The following is a 22,941-nucleotide window of genomic DNA, read 5'->3' as shown; positions in this document are numbered from 1 at the left end:
ACTGTACCTGATGCACCACACTTTAAAGACTAAGCGCTTGGCTGATAAATAATAAACGTATTTAAACTACATCCGCTGCGATATTCAATTATAGCCGATCTTCCTCATTTATCCTGCAAACTTCATCAGTAAAAATTCAAATAATAGCGTGAATTCATCAACCTGAATGATGAAGTATCATCAAATGGATGTCAGCCCAAGTCATATCCCAGTCGTTTAATGACAAATGTATATAGAACGCTCAATATTTAGGCGATAGGCACTATTGAAGCTCCCACCTATGCCTAAACTCAAGAATGAAATCACTCTCGCTTTTACCTATACGCCGTGTCTTGAGTCATACCTTGATGAATCGTGCCATGAATAATGTCTTGAATAACGCATCGTTCTTTAACTACACGTTGTCTTGGCTGTCTTCTCAGTTGTAATATTTTGCTGACGTTCAATTAAGGATTTCTTGATGACCTGATAACCTGCACTCAGCCCTAGACCCGCCATAATGACGGCAACAATAATATCGGGCAACATACTGCCTGTACCAAATACACCCAACGCAGCAAAAATCACCGCGACATTGCCAATTGCATCATTACGGCTACATAGCCAAACAGACTGCATATTCGAGTCGCCATCTCGAAAACGGTACAAAATCACTGCGGCAATCACATTGGCAATTAAAGCCAAAACACCAATACCCCCCATGGTGATCGCTTCTGGCGGAATACCCTGCATGTAGTTGTAAGCCACTTTCGCAATCACGACGAAACCAAACAACGCCATAGTCACGCCTTTAATCAATGCCACTGTTGCTCGCCAGTACAAACTTGCACCCAATACAGCCAGCGAGATGGCATAATTCGCTGCATCTCCAAAGAAGTCTAGCGCATCTGCCCACAAAGCTGCCGAGTTGGCATACATGCCACCCATCACTTCAACCATGAACATCGCCAAATTAATGACCAAGGCAATCCAGAGCGCAGTACGAAACCTGCTGTCGGGTTTGATCGGTGCCGGTTCATGACTACAGTTACATGCCATACTTTCGCTCCTGTTGTTTTGTTAGTCAGTTGTATTAAACTGATTAAAAACTATGGTCTAACTCCAAGGTCAAGCCATGAACACTAAGATTCATTATTTAATGCGTGATTTGGTCAAAAAGACAGATTTGAGTGCAGACAGCATTCGTTTTTATGAAAAGAAAAATCTGATTCAGCCCACATTACGTGGCGACAATAATTATCGTTATTATGATGATGAGGCACTTAAACGCCTGATTTTCATTCAGCGTTGTCGGGCTTTAGATTTATCATTAAAAGAAATTCAACGTTTAATAGAACTTGAGCAACAGCCCGATCAAGATTGTAATGCGGTCAATGAACTTATTGATCATCATCTTGAACAAGTCGATGCCAAAATTGCGGAGTTGCAACGTTTTCAGTTACAACTCCAGCAGTTAAGACAATCCTGCAATACCCAAAGCACCATCGACCATTGCAATATTTTAAAACAACTGGAAGCGGAGGATTAACAAGTGCTTTGATTTAATGTTTTTTTGATTCACCCGCTTAGATAATTCTTCCGCAGATTCTTTACGCTCGAAATAACGATCCGTCAGATCACTCGACTGAACTAGGCTCAACAGCGTAAATTTGGATAGCTCTTCAATGATATCCACAATGTGAGCATTCATTTATTAAACCGATACGTCTCTGATGAAGCTGATTAGATATACCCGACAAGTCAATGCCAACGCCGACACCCAAAGCCATGTCAACAAAAATCCAAAGTATCAGTTTTTGATCTAAAAAAGACATTCGTGAAGCACGATATAATGTACAACTCTATCAATAATGAAGTGAAGCTTCGCTCGATGGAGCGTGTTATACGTTCAGAACTCACAACAACTTATATTTAAATAGACGCGATAGATGATCTTTTACTGATTTATTTTGAATAGAAAAAGGCTTAAGAATACACAATGCATTTTTGTTGTTAGATTGGCATTTAAAATACAATCGATTTCTAAGCAAATTTCATCAAATTCTCATCCATCACTGCATGGATTATTGAATTGAAGCAATATCTTGAATTTCTAGAATCCATTGTTCTTTGCCCAAATACTGAATATCAAGCGCAAAAAAAGCATCAAATCTGCGCTGAATATGCTCAACAGTCTGCATAAATGCCTGCATTTTTTCCTCATGTGGCAAGTCTAAATGTGATGGATCATCAAGTCGTCAATGCACTTTAATTGCACTTCCCAGATATAAAGGACATGCTTCTTGAGCGGCGGAATCACACACCGTCACCACCACTTGTGGATTAAACTGCTCACACTCTTCCATGGTTTTACTCCATAGATTTTCGGTCGAGATTCTAAGTTTTTCCAAAGTCTCTAGACTCAACGGATTGACCTGTCCAGAAGGCTGACTCGCACTACAAGTGCTCCAACCTTCGGATTCTCTAGCATTAAAGATCGTTTCAGACAAGATGCTACGGCAGTTATTTTTCTATACATTAAAATAAAAATTCACAATTAATCCAATGATTTAGTTATAAATATTGGTTTGTATTTAGGTATTAAATGCATCCGATTCAAAACGCGAATTCTCCTGCGCGATTCGATTTAAAACGTCTGTACACCATGTCGATAAATCCGCATGTAAGCTGTAATAGATCCACTGCCCTAGATGTCGGTCTTGGATAATTTGTGTGGCGTGAAGGAATGTTCAATATCGTGAAATTTTCGGTTGGCTCAAATTCATTACAGCTATGAAGTCACAGACACAGCGCTCACCTTGTTTCACGATGAATATCAAAATATCTAAACGCGTTCGATCTGCAAGACATTTAAAAAAATCAATTTGATCCATGCTCAACACACTCACACATATGCATATTCGAACCTCCATATATACTGGCTGAGTTAAATCTGTTTTGCGATATTTAAATTAAAACTTGCCCTAATCCCGAGTTATTTACTAGGTTGAATCTATTTTTCAAACACTTACAATAAAGCCATATTTTAGTATGCCTTTAATCTGATGACCCTTTCCCATGTGACAGAGCTACTCTCTCCTGCTGGCTCGCTTAAAAATATGCGTTATGCTTTTGCCTATGGTGCAGATGCGGTTTATGCTGGTCAGCCACGTTATAGCTTACGCGTGCGTAATAACGAATTTGATCATGAGCATCTAAAAATTGGCGTTGCTGAAGCGCATGACTTGGGTAAAAAATTCTATGTAGTGGTGAATATCCAGCCGCATAATGCCAAGCTCAAAAACTTTATTCGAGATTTAACTCCCATTATTGCAATGCAACCCGATGCACTGATTATGTCTGATCCAGGTTTAATCATGATGGTGCGTGAGCATTTTCCAGAAATGGATATTCACTTATCTGTGCAAGCCAATGCGATCAATTGGGCGACGGTGAAATTTTGGCAAAATATGGGTTTAACTCGCGTCATTTTGTCACGTGAATTATCCATCGATGAAATTGAAGAAATTAAAACCCAAGTCCCTCATATGGAAATTGAAGTCTTTGTGCATGGTGCGCTCTGTATGGCGTACTCAGGACGTTGCATGTTGTCTGGCTACATGAATAAACGCGATGCCAATCAGGGGGCATGTACCAATGCGTGTCGTTGGGAATACAAAATTTTAGACGCCGAAGAAGATGCAACGGGTGATGTTATTCCCGTTAAAAATAGATCTTCTGACTGTTGCTCAAAAGATGCAGATGAAGTGCACATGCAACTGCAGCATCAATTTGATCAGCCTGTCTTATTGCAACGAAATGATGAAGATTTATTTGCCGCTGAAGAAGATGAGCACGGCACCTATTTTATGAACTCGAAAGACTTACGTGCTGTTCAACATGTCGAGCGCTTAACCCAAATGGGCATTCATTCGCTTAAGATTGAAGGTCGTACCAAATCTTATTTTTATTGTGCACGTACCGCTCAAATTTACCGTAAAGCAATTGATGATGCCTTAAAAGGCAAGGCTTTTGATCCCACACTGATGACTCAGCTAGAGGGTTTAGCCAACCGTGGTTATACCGAAGGTTTTTTACGTCGTCATGTGCACAGTGAATATCAAAACTATGAACACGGATCTTCACGTTTTGATCATCAAATATTTTGCGGTGAAGTGCTAGAGCAATGCGGTGATCACATCAAAATTGAGGTCAAAAATCGCTTTGTCGTTGGTGATACTTTAGAGCTGATGACACCCTCTGGAAACATCATTTTTGACTTAATCTCGATGAATGATCAAAAAGGCAATGCAATTCTTGAAGCTAAAGGCTCAGGTCATCTGGTTTATGTTCCTGTACCCGCTGAAGTGGATATGAGTTATGCCCTACTCATTCGGCATTTGCCAAGCTCAAACATCGACATTTCAGCACCTTCATTGGCGTATGTCGCAAGTTAGTGCGTTGTGAATGTTTAGAAGAGTGTCGAGGTTTTTTGAGAATCAGTAGGATAAATTTAACTTGAGAATGCAATGGCTTTGAAAATTACTGAGCAATGTATCAACTGTGATATGTGTACGCCAGAATGCCCCAACGATGCCATTTCCGAAGGCGATAAAATTTATCAAATCGATGTTTTACGCTGTACCGAATGTGTCGGTTTTTATAAAACACAAACCTGTGTGGATGTCTGTCCAATCAATTGCATTGAGCAACATCCTGAATATAAAGAGAGTGAGCAACAACTTCTGGAAAAATTTAAGGCTTTAAATCTACTAATCCCACCCCTTGCTTCCTGATCGTGTCTGAGCAACAGATAGGCTTAAAATGTTAAACGCTAAATAGCGAGATGAATAACAACAGCGCTCTATGTTTCGACATTGGAAGTGCCTAAAACAAAAAAGAATAAGAAAATAAAAAGACAGCGCTCAAAGCCAAAGTGTATGGAGACACTTTGGCTTTCTATTCTTTTAATGTTTAGGTTGTAACTTGAGCTGCTCGTACAGCAGGTGAAACTTTAAAATATGCCAGTGCCTGTTCAGTGTTACCTTCAGATTCAGGATGAAAACTCGGCGATAACCAGCGCACCACAGATTTGGCTAAAAAGGTAAATGTGGGAACATTTCCTGTTCTACGCCCTGTCCGCTGTAACTCCCACAACATTTTAAAGATATTGGCTTTGGCAAGTTTCTGCATGTCTTCAAGACTATCTTGACGTGCTAGACTGCGCCCAATATCGACCATCAAATACATAAAGATAGGAAAGACAGCTGCCATTAATACTTGGCGTGAAATATAAAAACCGAATTTGTTCTGGAGCAGATGATGAAATAAATCAAATGCGACACTTCGATGTTCGACTTCTTCAGCCAAATGCCATCGAAACAAATCGCTCATTTCAGGGTCAGCATTATTTTTATCCCAACTGCTGCTATGATCAAGCGTCCATTGACCAATAACCCCCGTAAAATGCTCAATAGCAGCAATGATGCCCACACGGGTGATCAACCAATATGACTCAATCAACTTATTGTTAAATAAAGCCAAACCAAAGGGCCGATCTGAAAGTAACTGTCCGAAGATCGCTTCAGCAGTATTTAATCCTTTTTTTAGATCATAATCATGAGCTTGCATGAATTTCTGACCTACAATATGCGCACGTGCATGAGTTGCTTCTTGTTTAATAAATGCTTTCACGTCGATTTTTAATGTCTCATCTTGAATTAAGGGTAAAGCTTTATTGAAGACACGGCAAAACCAAAACTCACCTGCAGGAAGCAGCAGATTAATCGCATTATAAGTGTGCGATGAAAATGGATCATTGGGAATCCAATGTATTGAAGATTGGTCAAAGTTAAAATCAACAGCGCGTGGGGTAATCTTAATTGCTAGAGTATTCAAGCCATTCTCTCATTATCTTTATTTTAGATTTATATTAAACAGATTATTTGAGATGCAATTGGCTTAATTAAAAAAAAAATGAAAATATTGACCAATTTAAATGCAAACTGAAATCCAAGGTAGAAATACTTCATGTTTAGACTTATGCATTCAAAATATATTTATACTCATCAGCCAGCATCATTGTGAATGATTCATCTGTCTAAGGTTTTTAGTAACTTTTCTCTACACCATGCTTCAATGTCTAGCGTCAATTTATCTACATTTAGCAGGCTAACAAAATAATAATCTAAGGCTTCAAGCCCCAATGGAGAGACCTGAACTAAGCTGCCATTTTTAAGATAGTGTGCCACTGCTACTTTACTCAATAATGCAACGCCTTGACCTGCCAATACTGCTCGTATGGCATGTCCCTCTTCGTTATAAAAAACCTGTCGTTGTGATGAATCAATGTGTAGATCCTGTTGTTGATACCACTTTTGCCAATTAATGCGTTTAGGACAATACTCATCTCCCCAAGAAAAGTGAATGAGTGGCACAGCATCCCATTTAACTGGCTCTTTTAGTAAGAAAGGATGACACACTGCAATATATTCATCTTTTGCCAATAAGCTTGATCGGAGATCTTGATAGCCGCCCATACCATACCGAATAGCAAGATCATATTGCCCAGTATGCATATTCACAACGTCGTAGCTGGCATGAACTCTAAACATCACTTCAGGATAAAGCCTTTGCAAATCTGGTAAATATGGAATCAGCCATTCTGTCGCATAAGTTGGAATAGTTGTAATCGTAAATAATCTTTGTTTATGTGCCTGAAGATGGTCAATGGCTTGCTGAATCTGTACAAAACCTGCCTGTACATGCTTAAGTAAGAATTCCCCCTCAGCAGTCAAAATAATTTTTCGTGTTCGTCTTTCAAATAATTTTAGCTCTAAGGCTAATTCTAGTTTCTTGATTCTATGACTGAGTGCTGTCGGTGTTAAATGTAGACGCTCCGCAGCTTTTTTAAAACTTAAATCCTCTGCGACATATTGAAAAGCCAGCAATTGCTCAAGGGAATATTGGATTTGCATATTGGTTGTAATTTTTATAGATGAATCAAATTCAGTTATAACATACATTTTAATCGTTTGTGACGTGATCGTCTGAATCCCATACTCGAAGTGAATTTTTCATTCGAGTAAAGCATATGACAAATATTTTAAGAATCGATGCAAGCCCACGTACAGGCATTGCGGGTCAAGTTCCTCATGGATCTCAAACAAGAAGACTCACCGAATTATTTGTCAATACTTGGTTATCCAACAAACCCGATAGCATCATTAAGCATCGTGATGTAGGAAAAAATCCTCCCAAGTTAATCGATGAACAATGGTTAATTTCTGAATTTGGCTATGCCAAATCGCAAACTGAAGCACAACAGCATCTTGCATTAAGTGATCTATTGATAAAAGAACTGCATTGGGCAGATATTATTGTTGTAGGCGTGCCAATGTATAATTTTGGACCTCCTGCACACCTGAAAGCTTATATTGATAATATTGTTCGTATAAACAAAACCTATCGTTTTGATGGAACACTTGATCAACCCTATATTGGCTTATTAAATAATAACAAAGTCATGGTGATTTTATCCTCGCGAGGTGGCCATGACTTTGATGAGTATGCTCCATTTCAAAACCATGTAGAGCCTTCGATTAAAACTGCTTTCAACTTTATTGGCATTCAGCAATTTCATGACATTGCGATTGAATACCAAGAATATGGTGGCGATAAGCTCGCTGAATCCATTCTGCAAGCGGAATTAGAAGTGAATACTTTAGTGGAGCAATTACTACTTAAAGATAAAAGAACAATCTAAGACATAAAAAAAGGAACTTGGATGTTAGCGTCCGAAGTTCCTGTAAAATGAGAGTATCTAATTGATCTGATACTTTTTTAACTTGTTTCAGGGTCAACATCCTTTAGATATTGACCCTGCGGTTTGAGAATTACTGCCCCGAACGGATCATATAATCAAAAGCAGACAATGATGCTTTTGCGCCTTCACCTGTGGCAATAATGATTTGCTTATAAGGCACAGTGGTACAGTCACCTGCAGCAAATACTCCTTTGACATTGGTTTCGTTACGATCATTAATGATGATCTCACCGCGGTTACTCAGTTCAACATTCGAGTCTTTTAAGAAATCCGTATTCGGCAACAAACCAATTTGTACAAAGATCCCTGCAAGTTCAACCGTATGTTCTTCATCAGTTGCACGGTCTTTGTATTTCAAAGCAGTTACTTGTTTGCCATCACCCACCACTTCTGTCGATAAGGCATTTTTGATCACAGTGGTGTTGGGTAAGCTATTCAATTTGTCTTGAAGCACTTGGTCAGCACGAAGTTTGGTATCAAATTCAACCAGTGTTACATGCTCAACAATCCCTGCAAGATCAATCGCCGCTTCTACACCTGAGTTACCACCACCGATCACCGCAACACGTTTAGCTTTAAACAGTGGGCCGTCACAATGCGGGCAGTAGGCAACACCACGAGTTTTGTATTCTTGCTCGCCTGGTACATTCATTTCTCTCCAACGTGCACCTGTAGAGAGGATCACGGTTTTCGATTCAAGTTTTGCACCATTTTCCAAAGTGATTTCAACATTGCCATACGTAGTTTGGTCTGCACCCACAATTGATTTCACACGTTGCAGGTTCATGATGTCGACACCGTACTCACGTACATGTGCTTCCATTTCGGCTGCAAACTTAGGACCTTGTGTTTTTTGCACTGAAGTGAAATTTTCAATGTCCATGGTATCCATGACTTGACCACCCATGCGCTCAGCTACGATCCCTGTTTTGATGCCTTTACGAGCAGCATAGATGGCTGCGGTATTCCCTGCAGGACCACCACCAATCACCAATACATCAAAGGCTTCTTTGGCATTCAATTTCTCAGCGTCTTTCGCAGCAGAGTTGGTATCTAACTTGGCAATGATTTCTTCCAAAGTCATACGACCTTGACCAATATGCTCACCGTCTTGGAACAACATCGGAACGGCCATGATTTTACGTTCTTCAACTTCATCTTGGAAGAATGCACCATCAATCATGGTTGCTGTTGTGCCTGGGTTGTTAATTGCAATCAAGTTGAGTGCTTGAACCACGTCTGGGCAGTTATGACAGCTCAACGATACAAATACATCAAAGTCAGCTTTTATATTCAAATCTTTAATTTGCGCCAAGACTTCATCAGAGACTTTTGGTGCATAACCTGATACTTGTAACAATGCTAAGATTAACGAGGTGAACTCATGACCCATGGGTAAACCTGCGAAATTAACACGAGGTTGTTCACCCATTTTCGCGATACCAAAACTTGGTGCGCGGCTATTTGTACCGTCGAAACGTGCAGTCACCAATGCAGATAAAGCTGCGACTTCTTCTACCAATTCTTTAATTTGCTTTGATTTATCAGAATCATTTAAGGTTGCCACGATTTCGATAGGGCTTTCTAAGCGTTCAAGAAGTGTTTTAAGTTGTGCGGAAGTATTTTGATCTAACATGGCTAACGTCTCCAAAGGAGTAAATGTTTATTGAATACAGCCATAGTAGAGCAAAACATGAAATAGGTAAAACAGTTTGTTTTTATATAAACAATCTGAAAAATAGATTTAAACTTTTTAAAATGCTCTATTTTTGCAACAAAGCTTTCTATTAATACGGCTGTCGAGTTTCTAGCATTCGTTTTAAGCTGGATTATTACAGCAAATAAGATGAATAAAATGAAAGCAATCCAATTTGAACATTACGGCGAACCGTCAGTCCTTAAAATAAATGAGATAGAACGTCCAGCATTGAAATCTGGTGAAGTGCTGGTACAGGTTAAAGCTTTTGGGATCAATCCGATTGACTGGAAGCTTCGAAGTGGCGTGATGCAAAAATTTATACCTTTACAATTTCCAGTGACTTTAGGCGCTGAATTTTCAGGCATAGTCTCAGAAGTTACAGATGCAAATTCCGAATTTAAAGTCGGTGACCAAGTCTATGGCCGTGCACAGCACAGTTATGCCGAATATGTGGCTGTAGATCCAAGTGTGATGAATATTATTCCTGAGTTTTTAGATTTTGCAGAAGCTGCAAGTCTTGCTAGTGGAAGTCAAATTGCATACTCAGCATTGGTCACTTTAGGTAACTTAAAAGCGAATCAGCGTGTACTGATTCATGCAGGCGCTGGTGGCGTGGGGACAGCTGCAATTCAAATTGCAAAGAGTATCGGCGCGCATGTTACAACTACGGCATCGTCACACAATTTTGACTTGCTTCAAACTTTAGGTGCAGATGATTTAATTGATTATCACCATCAAGTTTTAAGTAAAAATTCAGAAAACTACGATTTAATTCTAGACAGTGTCGGTGGCAAAACCCAAATTGATTCATGGGCACTGCTCAGTCCGACTGGAACATTGATCTCTTTGGTTTCAGATGAACAGCAACATCGCTTAACTTACGAGCACACACCTGATCAACGTAAATTTTTCTTTATGCGCGGTGTGCAAGGCAATCCAGCACCTGCGGTACATCAACTGATTCAAGCGCAAAAGCTAAAACCTGTCATTGACCAAGTCTTTGATTTTGATGATGTGGCAGCCGCTCATTTAAAAAGCCAAAGCGGGCATGTCTCTGGAAAAATTGTCATTGTCTTAACCTAAAATGAGTACTTCAAAATGAAAATAGAATTTGTCTTTGATATCGTTTATCCCATGAGCTATGTGGCTTTTCAAAAACTAAAGAAAAATTGGAATGAGCATACGGCGTATAAAGTAGAGCTGATTCCGATTCAAGCCGTGCCTGAAATTCCGGAACAGGGTTTAAATGTTTTACAATATTTGACTGAAAAATATGGCTTTGTTACTGCGAAACGCAAACTGGAAATGGCTAAATTTGCTGCGTATAGCGAAGATGTTGTGATTGATATCGAACATATGAAGCGCATGCCCAATAGTCAATTGGCACACCAAGCGATTTTGGCACTCGATCATAATTTTGACCAATTGGCGCTGACTCAAGCCTTGTTTCATGCCCTGTTTGCACATGGTCAAGACATTTCAAATCCAGAGATTTTGAAAAGTATTATTGAAGGGATTGGTTTAGATGGCGCACACGTCATGCGTTCGATTCAACACAGAGATATTGCTGATCATCAAAAAGAATTGACTCAATATGTGCATGAATTGGGTTCGCATCCAATTCCGTATTTTATTGTGGATGGTCGCATTACAGACCATACCTTTATCGTTCAAGAGCTGAGAAAACCGCTTAAAGAAATAGGTTAAATTAAGTCTAATGCAATAAAAAAGCCCGAGGATTCAGTCAGCGGGCTTTTATTTAGATTCAAAGAAAGTTTAATGAATATTTTGCTCGATTCTTTGCGTACGACCACGAATTCGACTGGACAATAAATACAGTACAATACTGATAATCATACTCAGCACCGCAATTGCTAATAAGACAATTCGTACAATGTTTGAGACTTGCTCAGCTTGTTGCACTTTCGGTACCACGCTTTTCGCAATCGGCGTCATAGCTTGACCATACAACTGCTGCTGCATCACCCAAAGCTGTTCAGGCTTAAAACCGTATTCGATAAAGTTTTTCTCAGTACGTTCTGCTTGAATCAACTGCGCCACATAAGAGGTCGCAGCATCTTTATCTATAGGCTCATGTAATAGCGCAGTTTGTGCCAGCACATAGGCTTTTACGGTTGAATTGGCCTCGGTTTCATCTAATAACTGCGCAATCTGACTCTGACCAATATGCTGCTCATAATGAACCAAGTGATACTGCTCTTCGTGGTCATCATCTCTTAAATCGTACTGTAAATAGGTTAAGCCTGACCAAAGGACGATTACAGCAATCAACCAAGCCACAAACTTTAATATAAAGGATTGAAAGCGGACATAAAAGAAACGCATCTTTTTCAAGATCGCAATCGCCATAAATGCCCCGATCAAAGACAGCACGACTTTTAAGATTAACCAGCCAAACCAAGCCAATAAATTAAACAAATAATCAGGCTGATTTTGATATTGGGTGACCATGGCATCAACCGTATACGGCAAATGCAACTGCTCTACCGCTTGCGTTAAACCGAAAAAGCTAAACACAAAATCCTGCTGAGCAAATACGGCAATACAACTTGCTGCAAATACCAGAACACTACCGATGCTCATTAAACTCAGCTTGGTTTGGCGTCGCTTTAACACCGCTAAGCCCTTCGAAATGTCTTCAGCTTGAACCGGATGCTCTTTCGCTGCGGTCAATAGTCTATCCTCTCGATGACTCAAACAATAATTTAAGATGATTAGGTTAAGATAATTTTTTAATATTAATGGGTTAAGATTGATGTGGTGCATTGCTACTCGAATCTAAAACCAATTGCTTCAAATTACTCTGTAAAGCACGGATACGTGTCGATGCTTCTTCACGTTTTTGCATGCCCTCTTTTTGAATCTGAATCACATCGTTCACTGTTTTAATGAGGGTATTTTGCACATGTTCAAGGGTTTCAATATCAATCACTGAACGCTGATTGGCTTTGGCCGTGTCCACAGAGTTCTGATGCAACAAGTCGGCATTGCGTTTTAACAGCTCATTGGTCGCATTATCGATGGTATTAGCCAATTGCACACTATTCTTCTGTTCATGCAAAGAAATCGCCAAACTGATCTGGTTTTTCCATGCGGGTAAAGTAATGTTTTTGATCGCATAAAATTTATCGACTAACATTAAATTATTGGATTGAATAATGCGAATCATGGGTAAAGTTTGCATTGCAGATTGCTGTAAGAGTTGCAAATCACTGACGCGTTTTTCGAGATTATTGGCCAAATGGTTTAAATCATACACACGCTGATTGGTTTGCTGATCTTGTTCTTGTGCCGATAAAGTCGCAATTTCTTGCTGAATTTCTTGCTGTTTTAGATGCCCTGCCGCAATATAAATGCCCAACTGTTTATATTCGTCTTGAACCCCATCAAACATTTTATCCAGTGTACCTACACGTGCTTTTAAACCATTTTGTGAGCTTTCAATTTCTTTGACCAAGGTATCAATTTGCTCCTTGGTGGTATTAAAATTCTGATCAAAACTTTGTTTAGCACCCTTAAATTTACCGATGATTCCACCCAAAAAACCAGTGCTTTTCGGTTTATTTAAAATGCTCGAAGTATTGAGTTGTTGCGCAACGCTAACGACTTCATTCAGTTTTTGACCTGTAACATCAAGGTCTTTATTTTTGACTAAATTAAGCAGTTCATCTGTATAAGTCGAGGTTTTAGTTGCAATATTCTTACCATACTCAGCCACACTGGCATGGTTAATTTCGGCCAATTCTTTACGTGCATTTAAAACTTCATTGAAATCTTCAGGTTGCAAACCGATTTCTTTTAAATTCAAACGTTCAAAGTCTTGTTGTTGTAATTCCGTCGAAGACACCACCGGTAAATTTTGGATTGAATCTGACATAGCACACCTTATTTTCTATCTAATGAGTTCTTTAAAGATTGAATGAGTTTTTCACGACTTTGATCTAATTCTTGCACAGAAGCAAGAGATTGCTTTTCGTTGCTTTGCTTTAAATGATACTGCCACGCAGGAATCAAAACCTGCTGCGCTTCCTTAAAACGATCCATCAAGCTTAAGGACAATTGTTGCGTTAACTGCATTTGGGCCAACGCAATATCATTACTGGACTGTAGCGTTTGTAAGGTATTAATTTTTTTAGATAAGCGATCTGCAAAATTATCCAAGGGATGTCTATTTTTCACAAAGCTTGGATATTCATGCAAAAACTGTTGGGCCGCAACAATATACTTGGCCATTTGCTCTCTATAGCCTTGTGCTTGCTGAAACCGTGATTGTGATTTTTGAATCTCGATGTGTAGCCTTTGATTCAAAGTATCTGCTTCGCCGATTAATCGATCTAAGTCTTTTAAATATTTGATTTGCCCTGCATTAAACTCTAAATCAAGTCCAAGCCATTTTTGCAAAGCATTAAATTTGCGCTTTTTTAAAGATTTTTTGGAGTTATTCAATTGCTGAATAACATTGGAAATCACTTGGCTGAGCTGTTGGGTCAGTTGTGGATCTACCCCCTTTAACAGGACAGACTGTGCTTGGATCAGTTGGTCCGCATAATGATTTAGTCGTGCTTGATCGTCTAGTAAAGGGACTAGATTATGACGCTTAATCGCCAACAGCTCTTCTGGACTCACAGCGATCTGATCTAAAGGGACAAGCTCAATAAATTGTTTCATAAAGATAAATTTTAAATGCGTGTATTTATATTAATTATTTATATGCGTCCTAGTGTAGCAAATTGCAAATACATCAGCCGATATAACGCTGATATCTGTATAAAATCCTCAATGGCCTTTTAAAAGAACAATATTCTGAAAGAACATTCTTAACATCTGATTAATATCATGCTCGTCAATGATGCTCTTCATTTAATAAAAAGAAAACCAGTGCATGAATTCACTGGTTTTCTTCATTGGATAAGGTTAACCACTTTAACGCTTTGATAAGGATGCTATTTGAATAGGTTAAATCAAAGATTCAATCGCATCAAGTGATCTTCATTTTAACTTTTTTGCAAACGTCTACGCATCAATGCAAGCCCTGCCAAACCGAATAGACTCCACCAACCCATTGAACCTCCACCGCCACTGACACGAACACTGTCAGGTGCAGTTGCAGTATTTTTCAAATTGATTAAACCCACATTGGATATGGTTTCATCGGCATCATAGACTTGGTATTCTAATTTATGACTAAAGACATCTAGGGTGTTATTCAGCTGAACCGTGATGTTTCCGCCATAGCAGGTTTCTTTACGGTCAAGTCCTGGACAAGGCTCAGAGCGTTCAGCGCTAATAGAAACAGCATCGGGCACTTTCACAAATCGAATCGCCTGATTCTGTCCTTGTGCATTTTGGTAAAATGCCGGTTTATTCGGTTTAGAGACAAGTTTTGAAACTAAGCCGTCGCCTTTATCATGGGCATCTTTAAGCAAGTCAACGCTAATTTTTTGCGCACCACCATGCTGAATCACAAAGTTAGTTTCAGCTGGAACCACAGGGGCAATATTAATAAACTGCGCAGAAATATAGGCACTCGAGCTTTTTATAGGGGATGAGTTTTTCGAGGTTAAGGTATATTTACAGAACTCTTTATCACCAGATGGGGTCAGTCGATCATCTGTACGATACATTAATATTTGTTTTAAGGCAGGATTCCAGACACACTTGAGATTCTGATCGTATACGCCAATAAATTGACCTGCACTATCCAGCTTACCCACACCTTGAGACTCGACACTGACGTTATAATTATCTACTGTCAGGTGTCGAATCTGACGTCCTCCTGTTGCATCAACCTGTTCATCAGGCAGATTATTTAAAAATGGATCAATGAAAATGGTCCGATATTGCTGAGCAGCTTCCGTTTGAGTGATCAGATTCTGAAATTTCTCATACTGTATTTTATAAAAGCTTAAAAATTCAGGTTTGGTGGTTTTATCTTCAATGAGAGACTTAAACAGATCAGATTCTGCTTGATACTTCTTCAGTAGATCCACCACTGAAACATTGGTCTGGCCTAAATTTGCAACCGAGAGTTTCATAATTTCAGTTGAACCGATATCACAGCTATTTTGCCTACTCGATGGATTATCTGCATTTGAGCTTTGAAGCCGTGTTATACCGCGCTGATCTAAGTTGTCACAATTTAAAGTACCGACGTCGACCAAATCTTGATCTGTCCCAGTGTCTTTAGGAAAATAAAGCGCTAAGAAACCGGTATGCGCTTGTGGGGCTTGAAGGGTGCTGAGTAGACTATCAAAACTTCGACCATTTAGCTCAAAAGTATTACTTTTTATACCCGCTTCAACTTTTGCAGGTAGCTCACACTTCTCAGCTTCACTGATCTGGTTCAGTGCGTTAGACGCTAAAAATATATTGGAAAACTCAAGTGCACTCAGATCCCCATCTGTATATCGACAGGCTTTGGCTTGGTTAAACCCAATAATATTAAAATTTAGATTTTTTTCTGCGATCCTGTTGTAGGCTAAAATTGACTGCGCTGTATTTCGAACAATGGTATTACTGAGTAATTTTAAACTCGATGCTGTACTTATACCGCCCGAACCATTGACTGCGGTTGAACTGAATCGAATTATACTCCCTGAAGCTGTATTGGCGATATTTCCTGTCATAGTGGTGGAGTTGATATTGACGGTCGGTTGACCACAAAATGCAAAGCCACTTTGGCTATCATTTGAGCCATTTTCAATAAATGTAGTCGCACTTAAATCAATTTTACGGGTGGTGTATTCCAAATTATCCATACAGGACATTGCTAAAATACTGCCCAGTGGTGCTTTATTGCCTCGGATCTCCCCGCCACGTACAGTGATGGAGCTATTGGCGTCATTTAAGTAAATTGCACCACCCGCCTGCGCTGATGAATTTAAAATGGAAACATTGGCCAAATTGGTGCCACCGCCTACAAATAATGCTCCTCCCGCTGCATTACTCGCAGCATCTTTTAAAACCAAATTTTGTAAGGATAAAGACGGTCTATTCAGCTGAGTGGTATTGAAAATACGGCTTTTATTTTGCCCACTTATGCTGGTTTTGATCGGTGTTGCCGCTGGATATTCATTGGTAATTGCGTTCGGCTGACTAAAATCGACAGGTTCTTTACCTAAAATCAGAAGGTCAGCATTAGGCTGTAACTCTTTATTGAGTTTATATTCGCCTGCGTCTAACTGAATGACATTGGTCACGGTATTGTACTGTTGACCTCTAGGGCAGCCACCATAGGCTTTATGAGTCGATGCTGCAGTCACCGCTTCACGCAAAGAGCACTGACTAGCATTTTCACCATCTTCATCTGCAAATGTGGTCACATAAATCGTACTGTCTTCTGCTGCCATGAGTGACATTGCCGTCAGTACGGCAAGGGTCAACAGTCCTTTTTTATAATTTTTCATTTGATTCGCCTTATTGTTTTTTTAACCGACGTAATACTATTAATCCCAATAGAATCATCAATCCACCAAAGCCATAGCTACCACCTGAAGTTTTAACTTTGTAATCCTGGAAGTTGTTTTCTGGGCTTTGAACCACTTTAGTAGGAATTTCAATATAGGGATTTGAAGAGTCGTTAAAGCGCGTCGTAGTGGTCACCACCAGTATTTTGAATTCATCTGAACCATGCCAATTACCATTTGGCACATAAGTGACCTCGCCCTCTTGATTGATTTGTGTATTGCCTTTGCTTGGGGTATTGGTCTGCACAATCTTCATACAACCCGCTTGCCATGTTTGATTATTGGGTGCGTTACCAAAAAGAACTTGGCACTGGCTTGGTGAAATAAGCTCACCATCCGCTAACTGGTCTGCAATACTCATTTTCCCAGTCTGACCATAAAAAATATCAGCCCCAATATTATTGGTAGACTGTCGATCTACTTTAAGCTCGATTGCACCGCGGTCACATAACTCAGGATTGGCTGAACGTACAGTGCCACGCTGGTCTACACCACTACAAGACAACAATCCACTGTTCAAAATAGGACCTTTATTCACTATGGGTGAATCTGCAATCGTACGGTCTGTGGCGAGTAATCGCGGTCTAAAATACCCCAGTAAAACGCCTTCAGCTTGCTTAAACGGACACAAAATACCATCTGATGCGATATCACACTCACCTTCAACTGCAATTGATGCAATCAAATTGGTATTGCCCAACACTTGAGATTGACTCCCTTCACAGCCTGCTGAATAGAGATTATTGCTGATTTTCTCAGCCGATCCACCATTAATAACTTTACAGTCCTCGAGACCATTTTTCGCCAAAATGCTATTGGCAATAATACCTTGTTTAAACGGTGCATCTAAAATCAGACCCATTTTATTCAAAATCATAGTGATGTTATTAATGGTCATGCCATCCATCACACGGACGATATAACCACTATTATTAAAGATGGTGCTGTTGGAAATTCCACGTCCAAAAAATGTGCCTAAGCTTTTACTGGTCTCTTCATCAAAACCATCACGGGCATAGAACAAGGCAGCATTGGAACTGCTGGCTTCGTTGTCTCGAATGACAGATTGCGCAATCGTATACTGCGGAATTTCGCTATAAACCACTCCGCCTTGCTGTGCCTTATTACCTTGTAGCAAGGATTTTTGAATACTGACGCTACTTAGAATTTTATCTTTTTCATAGCGACCTGCATTATAAATTGCACCGCCTTCACGCGCCTTGCCATTTAATAGCTGCCCCAATTCGATGCTTAAAATTTCTTTGTTATAAATTAAGCCCCCTTGGTCTTTACAAACGGCTGCATCACAGCCATTTAAGGTGATTTCAAAGAGTGAAACTTGAATCAAATTGTCTTTTTCTTCGGGGGGATGGGCAACTAAACTTCGATCAATGTTAAAAATACGATCTTGCCCCGCCATTTTAATGACTGCATTTTTTCGACCCAACATATTTTCAGTGGGGCTTGAATCATATCGCGCTCTTAAATTCAGCGTTCTAGAAATGTTAATTTGGCTATTGAGTTTATATTCGGCATTACTCAGGATAATATTTTCAGATGCGTCTTTTCCACCGCAACCGTTATAACCCACTTCAGGCATACCTTTGTTGACATATTCAATTGCTTCACGGAGTGAACAGGCATTATCAGCCTTAACAATATCATCGGTAGTGGTGACCACTATATCTGCACTAAACACCTGACTACTTACACAAAATATGAATAAGCCTATGCCATGTTTGAGCATTCCAATCTCCTTGTTTTATATTTATTTTTCTTATAGCGAACAATAACTTCGTTGCGCTATTCGTCCATTTTGCACACTTTGTCACAGTTGAAAAATTAACACAATATCTTTTGGTAACTGAATATATGTTCAATTGACCATTTTAATTCATTACAAAATGTGTTTTAGAGTTTAAGCTTTATAAGCTTTTCTTATCTTGAGACTTCTTTATCATGAGACTTCTTGGAGATGACACTTTTTTTTCAATTCTTTTTTGAATACACAGACATTTTGCATGGACATTTTTATTCTCACACAAAATTAAAAACCTAGCCTGATGAGAGGCGTATAAAGAACTCGGTTGAGGATTTGGACTATCAATACAGATTGATTTTCAACAGTGCTTTAATGATGGTATTGATCAATCAGTGCATAGATCTGTTTTAAAATTGCATTAGAGAGTTTTACTTTCTCACCTTGGAGTAACTTCTCTAACTGATCCAGAGACTGTAATAAGATACTGGTCTGTGTTGGGCCATGCAGTAGCAGATATTCTATAATTTGCGGATCAAAATGTACACCGCGACGTTCAATTACAGAATTTAACAGTGCATAGCGGTCTGCGTAGGATTGACCACTCGGAACTTTTACACTCACTGCTTGAGTCAGACGTGATTGCAAATCGGGTAATTCAAGCTTTAATTCAATTGGGGCAAATCGGGATGAAAACACCAGTTGCCCGCCATCTTCATTGTTTTTATTGATCAGATGAAAAACAGCTTTTTGCCAATGCGGTACGCCACTGATTGCCTCAATATCATCCAAGGCAACCAGATCATAACGCTCTAAGGACGTAATTGCGTCTATAGGTGCATCGAGCAGTTCAAGTAATGACACTTTGATGGCAGATTTCCCCACCTCCAAGAATGAGTCGCAAATAGCTGTTAATAGATGACTTTTCCCTGTGCCTGCCCCACCATACAGATAAAACCGATTGACTAAACCTGCATGGAGCTGTCGAACTGCATCAATAACAGGTCCCCAACCCGGCCCTGAGAAATCACTGATTCGGGCATCGAGTTGAGGTTCTATATCCAATTGCAATTGACGCATAGACGCTGTATTACCTTAGATGTCTTGATTATTTTCAAAATCAATCTTACTTGATTTTTCAGTTTCTTGCTGATTATTTATAGTTCGATCTTTAATTTCTACATCGATATCAAGTTCGTTAGTTTGAATGCTTACCGTACCCGCACCTGCCTGCTCTACAGTCATCACTTGAGGTGCATATAAATGGCTCTTTTCGTAGCACTCTTTGACATGTCGAAGTAGAACCACTATCACTGCCGCAACAGGTAAAGCAATGAGCATTCCGAGGAAACCTGCCAACTGAGCACCAGCAAGAACAGCAAATACCACTGCCACTGGCGAAAGTCCAATTTTATCACCCAATAAGAACGGCTGTAATACATAGCCCTCAATGGCTTGACCTACCATGAACACACCAAGCACCAGTGCCAACTGCATCCAGTCCAAACCAAATTGAAAGAATGTCGCAATGACCGCAGCGATAATCCCAACACCAAATCCCAAATAAGGAATGATACTGGCAAGACCTGCTATCATCCCGATGATGAGACCGACTTCTAAGCCAATAATTTGTAGACCTACAGCATAGACTACGCCCAATAAAAACATCACCAAAAACTGACCTTTGACGAATGCCCCTAAAACACTGTGGCATTCACCGACAATTTGTAAGGTACTTTTTTCATAAGGACGCGGAATAAGACGGCGTAAGGCATCTAACATGCGTGTCCAATCGAGTAGAAAATAAAAAGCAATGATCGGTATCAAGACCACAGTGCCACCAATTTGTAGGAAATTCAAACCTGATTGTGCCAGTTTAGTGACCATGGCTTGAATACTGTCTGCACTATAATTGGTTTGAATATAATCCATAACCGCAGCAGAAATTTGCTCAGTATCAATCTCCATTGGCATGAGATTGAAGCTGGTCGACATCCACGGCAACAAGGTATAATTGACCCAATGCACCCCTGCAGGAATGCTAGATTTGGCATACATTAATTGCTGCCAAATTAAAGGCACCAAATACCAAATGGCTAAAGTGACAACGACGCCAATACCGATAAAAACTAAGCTGATCGACAACCATCTTGGCAACCCGAATTGATGCAGTTTCTCCACCAAAGGACTAAACAAATATGCAATCAAAAATGCGCCAACAAAAGGAATAACTACAGGTTTTAATAGATATAAAACCCAAATAATTAATGCAATCCCAGCCAGGATAAAAATTCGTTTTAATATACGATCTTGCATGCAATCTCGCCTTTTTCTAAGTGATTCGTTATTGAAATAAAAATATTTTGATAAAGATAGCATTTTAGCCCATAAATAACATAAGAGTTTCGTATATTCAGGTATAATCGCCGCGCGAATGCGGAGACTTCATTATGAGCAACTCAACTTCTACTCCTACCCCTGGTTTAAGCTATAAAGACGCTGGTGTCGATATTGAAGCGGGCGACTTACTCGTCGATCGTATCAAATCTGTCGCAAAGCGCACTGCACGTCCCGAAGTGATGGGCGGATTAGGCGGCTTTGGCGCACTTTGTAAAATCCCTAAAGGTTATGAAGAACCTGTTCTGGTTTCAGGCACAGACGGTGTTGGAACAAAATTACGTTTAGCATTGAATTTAAACCGTCATGACACCATTGGTCAGGACTTGGTGGCAATGTGTGTAAACGACCTTCTGGTATGTGGTGCTGAACCTTTATTCTTCCTTGATTACTATGCAACAGGTCACTTAAACGTTGATGTGGCGGCAAATGTAGTCACAGGCATTGGTGCGGGTTGTGAGCTTGCGGGTTGTGCATTGGTCGGTGGTGAAACCGCTGAAATGCCTGGCATGTATGAAGGCGAAGACTATGATCTTGCAGGTTTCTGTGTAGGCGTAGTTGAACAAAGCAAAATTATTGATGGAAGCAAAGTAAAATCAGGTGACGTACTGATTGGAGTGGGCTCAAGTGGTGCACACTCAAACGGTTACTCTTTACTTCGTAAAATTATCGATGTAAAAAACGTTGATTTGAATCAAATCATCGATGGGCGTTCACTTGCAGACGTTGCAATGGAACCGACACGTATTTACGTTAAACCGATTCTAGAACTCCTCAAACATGTTGATGTACATGCGATGGCGCATATTACCGGTGGCGGTTTACCGGGTAATTTACCTCGCGTACTCCCAAATGGTGCGCAAGCGGTTGTAAATGAATCATCTTGGGAATGGCCTGCATTATTCCAACTTCTTCAAAAAGAAGGTGGGGTTGAACAGTTTGAAATGTATCGTACATTTAACTGTGGCGTCGGCATGGTGATTGTGGTTGATGCACAAGACGCAGATAAGACTGTTGAATTACTCACGGGTCTTGGCGAAAAAGCATGGAATATGGGTCATATTGTGGACAATGCTGACTCTGTTGCTGGCGCTGACGAAAAAATTCGCGTTACTTTCGCATAAGCCATTGATATGACAAATATTGCTATCCTTGTTTCAGGTAGTGGAAGTAATCTACAAGCCCTGATCGATGCCAATCTTTCAGGGCATATTGTCGGTGTGATTTCCAACAAACCTGACGCCTATGCCTTAGAACGGGCAAAAAAATCTGACATTCAGACTAGGGTTATTGAACATAAGCAATATCCAAACCGTGAAGCTTTTGATGATGTAATGAATCAACAGCTACTCGATTGGAATATAGACTTGGTGGTTCTTGCAGGCTTTATGCGGATTTTAAGTGCGAAGTTTGTATCGGCATGGCATGGGAAAATACTTAACATTCATCCATCGCTATTACCGCACTATAAAGGCATGCATACCCATCAACGCGTATTAAATACCGGTGATGTCTATCATGGGTGTACCGTTCACTATGTCACGGCAGAGCTCGACGCAGGTCAAGCATTGGCGCAAGGTGTATTGAATGTGAAGCACTGTGACGATGTACGCAGCCTCGCCCAACGCGTTCATCAACTTGAGCATATGATTTATCCTCAAGTGGTGGAATGGATTTGTAGCGGTAAAATCAAACATCTTGATGATGGTACGGTACTTTACCAACACAAAGCCATGACTCAGCCTGTACAGTTTTGTCAGCTCTAAAACCGAATTTGATTCAATAAAAAACGCAT

At 39.9% G+C, this 22,941-nt stretch carries 21 protein-coding genes and 1 pseudogene; 8 read left to right on the top strand and 14 right to left on the bottom strand.

Translation table 11 applies throughout. The features are described 5' to 3' along the window. Positions 1 to 390 precede the first annotated feature (390 nt). Positions 391 to 1,038 carry a cation transporter gene (locus AMD27_RS05190; protein ID WP_067657262.1) on the bottom strand — a complete coding sequence of 216 codons (648 nt, stop codon included), beginning with the start codon at positions 1,036 to 1,038 and terminating at the stop codon, positions 391 to 393. A gap of 76 nt (positions 1,039 to 1,114) precedes the next feature. Here AMD27_RS05190 and AMD27_RS05185 point away from each other — a divergent pair, with 76 nt between their 5' ends. Further along, positions 1,115 to 1,528, top strand: coding sequence for a MerR family DNA-binding protein (locus AMD27_RS05185; RefSeq protein WP_067657259.1), 414 nt, complete (start codon positions 1,115 to 1,117; stop codon positions 1,526 to 1,528). On the opposite strand, the gene AMD27_RS18015 is transcribed toward AMD27_RS05185, so the two are convergent. From AMD27_RS18015 to AMD27_RS19060, 3 genes and pseudogenes are all read right to left on the bottom strand, one after another. After that, complete coding sequence (locus tag AMD27_RS18015; protein ID WP_081405926.1) at positions 1,502 to 1,690, bottom strand: hypothetical protein; 189 nt, start codon at positions 1,688 to 1,690, stop codon at positions 1,502 to 1,504. The genes AMD27_RS05185 and AMD27_RS18015 overlap by 27 nt on opposite strands. 373 nt (positions 1,691 to 2,063) lie before the next feature. After that, positions 2,064 to 2,489 (bottom strand): annotated as a pseudogene (locus AMD27_RS05180) (arsenate reductase ArsC). 240 nt (positions 2,490 to 2,729) lie between these two features. Beyond that, positions 2,730 to 2,873 carry an ArsR family transcriptional regulator gene (locus AMD27_RS19060; protein ID WP_228140715.1) on the bottom strand — a complete coding sequence of 48 codons (144 nt, stop codon included), beginning with the start codon at positions 2,871 to 2,873 and terminating at the stop codon, positions 2,730 to 2,732. A 171-nt stretch (positions 2,874 to 3,044) separates the two neighbouring features. On the opposite strand from AMD27_RS19060, the gene yegQ reads away from it, so the two are divergent. Both yegQ and AMD27_RS05165 read left to right on the top strand, forming a co-directional pair. Further along, positions 3,045 to 4,436, top strand: coding sequence for a tRNA 5-hydroxyuridine modification protein YegQ (yegQ, locus tag AMD27_RS05170; protein WP_067657256.1), 1,392 nt, complete (start codon positions 3,045 to 3,047; stop codon positions 4,434 to 4,436). A gap of 72 nt (positions 4,437 to 4,508) precedes the next feature. After that, positions 4,509 to 4,775, top strand: a complete 267-nt coding sequence (locus AMD27_RS05165; protein WP_067657253.1) for a YfhL family 4Fe-4S dicluster ferredoxin — start codon at positions 4,509 to 4,511, stop codon at positions 4,773 to 4,775. Positions 4,776 to 4,953: 178 nt separating this feature from the next. Here the strand turns inward: AMD27_RS05165 and AMD27_RS05160 are convergent, their stop codons facing one another. Both AMD27_RS05160 and AMD27_RS05155 read right to left on the bottom strand, forming a co-directional pair. Then, the gene (locus tag AMD27_RS05160; protein WP_067657250.1) at positions 4,954 to 5,877 is read right to left on the bottom strand and encodes a metal-dependent hydrolase; all 924 of its coding nucleotides are present in this window, start codon (positions 5,875 to 5,877) and stop codon (positions 4,954 to 4,956) included. Positions 5,878 to 6,071: 194 nt separating this feature from the next. After that, positions 6,072 to 7,004, bottom strand: coding sequence for a LysR substrate-binding domain-containing protein (locus tag AMD27_RS05155; protein WP_228140714.1), 933 nt, complete (start codon positions 7,002 to 7,004; stop codon positions 6,072 to 6,074). Between the two features lie 68 nt (positions 7,005 to 7,072). Between AMD27_RS05155 and AMD27_RS05150 the strand changes: the two genes are divergently transcribed. Next, positions 7,073 to 7,744, top strand: coding sequence for an FMN-dependent NADH-azoreductase (locus AMD27_RS05150; RefSeq protein WP_067657243.1), 672 nt, complete (start codon positions 7,073 to 7,075; stop codon positions 7,742 to 7,744). A 130-nt stretch (positions 7,745 to 7,874) separates the two neighbouring features. Here AMD27_RS05150 and ahpF read toward each other — a convergent pair whose 3' ends face one another. Beyond that, positions 7,875 to 9,440: an alkyl hydroperoxide reductase subunit F gene (gene ahpF / locus AMD27_RS05145; RefSeq protein WP_067657240.1), complete on the bottom strand. Its 1,566-nt coding sequence runs from the start codon at positions 9,438 to 9,440 to the stop codon at positions 7,875 to 7,877. 219 nt (positions 9,441 to 9,659) lie between these two features. Here ahpF and AMD27_RS05140 point away from each other — a divergent pair, with 219 nt between their 5' ends. Continuing rightward, complete coding sequence (locus AMD27_RS05140) at positions 9,660 to 10,586, top strand: NADP-dependent oxidoreductase (RefSeq protein ID WP_067657237.1); 927 nt, start codon at positions 9,660 to 9,662, stop codon at positions 10,584 to 10,586. Between the two features lie 15 nt (positions 10,587 to 10,601). Beyond that, positions 10,602 to 11,210: a DsbA family protein gene (locus AMD27_RS05135; protein ID WP_067657234.1), complete on the top strand. Its 609-nt coding sequence runs from the start codon at positions 10,602 to 10,604 to the stop codon at positions 11,208 to 11,210. 69 nt (positions 11,211 to 11,279) lie between these two features. Here the strand turns inward: AMD27_RS05135 and AMD27_RS05130 are convergent, their stop codons facing one another. From AMD27_RS05130 to cxpE, 7 genes are all read right to left on the bottom strand, one after another. Next, positions 11,280 to 12,197, bottom strand: coding sequence for a hypothetical protein (locus AMD27_RS05130; protein WP_067657231.1), 918 nt, complete (start codon positions 12,195 to 12,197; stop codon positions 11,280 to 11,282). Between the two features lie 73 nt (positions 12,198 to 12,270). Next, positions 12,271 to 13,401, bottom strand: a complete 1,131-nt coding sequence (locus tag AMD27_RS05125) for a toxic anion resistance protein (protein ID WP_067657228.1) — start codon at positions 13,399 to 13,401, stop codon at positions 12,271 to 12,273. An 8-nt stretch (positions 13,402 to 13,409) separates the two neighbouring features. Next, positions 13,410 to 14,192: a tellurium resistance protein gene (locus AMD27_RS05120; protein ID WP_067657225.1), complete on the bottom strand. Its 783-nt coding sequence runs from the start codon at positions 14,190 to 14,192 to the stop codon at positions 13,410 to 13,412. Positions 14,193 to 14,518: 326 nt separating this feature from the next. Further along, positions 14,519 to 16,930 (bottom strand): CSLREA domain-containing protein, encoded by a 2,412-nt coding sequence (locus tag AMD27_RS05115; RefSeq protein ID WP_067657223.1) that lies wholly within the window; start codon positions 16,928 to 16,930, stop codon positions 14,519 to 14,521. Between the two features lie 10 nt (positions 16,931 to 16,940). Continuing rightward, positions 16,941 to 18,737, bottom strand: coding sequence for a rhombotarget A (gene rbtA / locus AMD27_RS05110; protein WP_067657220.1), 1,797 nt, complete (start codon positions 18,735 to 18,737; stop codon positions 16,941 to 16,943). Positions 18,738 to 19,121: 384 nt separating this feature from the next. Further along, a complete protein-coding gene (gene hda, locus AMD27_RS05105; RefSeq protein WP_067657217.1) occupies positions 19,122 to 19,829 on the bottom strand; it encodes a DnaA regulatory inactivator Hda in 708 nt (235 codons plus the stop codon). A gap of 15 nt (positions 19,830 to 19,844) precedes the next feature. After that, positions 19,845 to 21,065 carry a chloramphenicol efflux transporter CxpE gene (gene cxpE, locus AMD27_RS05100; protein WP_067657214.1) on the bottom strand — a complete coding sequence of 407 codons (1,221 nt, stop codon included), beginning with the start codon at positions 21,063 to 21,065 and terminating at the stop codon, positions 19,845 to 19,847. A 134-nt stretch (positions 21,066 to 21,199) separates the two neighbouring features. Between cxpE and purM the strand changes: the two genes are divergently transcribed. Continuing rightward, positions 21,200 to 22,270 (top strand): phosphoribosylformylglycinamidine cyclo-ligase, encoded by a 1,071-nt coding sequence (gene purM / locus AMD27_RS05095; protein ID WP_067657211.1) that lies wholly within the window; start codon positions 21,200 to 21,202, stop codon positions 22,268 to 22,270. A gap of 9 nt (positions 22,271 to 22,279) precedes the next feature. Beyond that, positions 22,280 to 22,912, top strand: coding sequence for a phosphoribosylglycinamide formyltransferase (purN, locus tag AMD27_RS05090; RefSeq protein WP_067657208.1), 633 nt, complete (start codon positions 22,280 to 22,282; stop codon positions 22,910 to 22,912). Positions 22,913 to 22,941: the final 29 nt, after the last annotated feature.

It is taken from the genome of Acinetobacter sp. TGL-Y2 (assembly GCF_001612555.1).
In the GTDB taxonomy this organism is placed as follows: domain Bacteria; phylum Pseudomonadota; class Gammaproteobacteria; order Pseudomonadales; family Moraxellaceae; genus Acinetobacter.
Note: the sequence above shows the minus strand (reverse complement) of the source record. Positions and strands in the feature narration are given on the sequence as shown.

Coding starts and splice junctions, on each gene's coding strand:
- AMD27_RS05115 (WP_067657223.1), bottom strand. CDS start 16,930: ATGAAAAATTATAAAAAAGGACTGTTGACCCTTGCCGTACTGACGGCA.
- AMD27_RS18015 (WP_081405926.1), bottom strand. CDS start 1,690: ATGAATGCTCACATTGTGGATATCATTGAAGAGCTATCCAAATTTACG.
- AMD27_RS05155 (WP_228140714.1), bottom strand. CDS start 7,004: ATGTATGTTATAACTGAATTTGATTCATCTATAAAAATTACAACCAAT.
- purN (WP_067657208.1), top strand. CDS start 22,280: ATGACAAATATTGCTATCCTTGTTTCAGGTAGTGGAAGTAATCTACAA.
- ahpF (WP_067657240.1), bottom strand. CDS start 9,440: ATGTTAGATCAAAATACTTCCGCACAACTTAAAACACTTCTTGAACGC.
- AMD27_RS05120 (WP_067657225.1), bottom strand. CDS start 14,192: ATGAAACAATTTATTGAGCTTGTCCCTTTAGATCAGATCGCTGTGAGT.
- AMD27_RS05190 (WP_067657262.1), bottom strand. CDS start 1,038: ATGGCATGTAACTGTAGTCATGAACCGGCACCGATCAAACCCGACAGC.
- AMD27_RS05135 (WP_067657234.1), top strand. CDS start 10,602: ATGAAAATAGAATTTGTCTTTGATATCGTTTATCCCATGAGCTATGTG.
- AMD27_RS05125 (WP_067657228.1), bottom strand. CDS start 13,401: ATGTCAGATTCAATCCAAAATTTACCGGTGGTGTCTTCGACGGAATTA.
- rbtA (WP_067657220.1), bottom strand. CDS start 18,737: ATGCTCAAACATGGCATAGGCTTATTCATATTTTGTGTAAGTAGTCAG.
- AMD27_RS05140 (WP_067657237.1), top strand. CDS start 9,660: ATGAAAGCAATCCAATTTGAACATTACGGCGAACCGTCAGTCCTTAAA.
- AMD27_RS19060 (WP_228140715.1), bottom strand. CDS start 2,873: ATGGATCAAATTGATTTTTTTAAATGTCTTGCAGATCGAACGCGTTTA.
- hda (WP_067657217.1), bottom strand. CDS start 19,829: ATGCGTCAATTGCAATTGGATATAGAACCTCAACTCGATGCCCGAATC.
- yegQ (WP_067657256.1), top strand. CDS start 3,045: ATGACCCTTTCCCATGTGACAGAGCTACTCTCTCCTGCTGGCTCGCTT.
- AMD27_RS05185 (WP_067657259.1), top strand. CDS start 1,115: ATGAACACTAAGATTCATTATTTAATGCGTGATTTGGTCAAAAAGACA.
- AMD27_RS05165 (WP_067657253.1), top strand. CDS start 4,509: ATGGCTTTGAAAATTACTGAGCAATGTATCAACTGTGATATGTGTACG.
- purM (WP_067657211.1), top strand. CDS start 21,200: ATGAGCAACTCAACTTCTACTCCTACCCCTGGTTTAAGCTATAAAGAC.
- cxpE (WP_067657214.1), bottom strand. CDS start 21,065: ATGCAAGATCGTATATTAAAACGAATTTTTATCCTGGCTGGGATTGCA.
- AMD27_RS05150 (WP_067657243.1), top strand. CDS start 7,073: ATGACAAATATTTTAAGAATCGATGCAAGCCCACGTACAGGCATTGCG.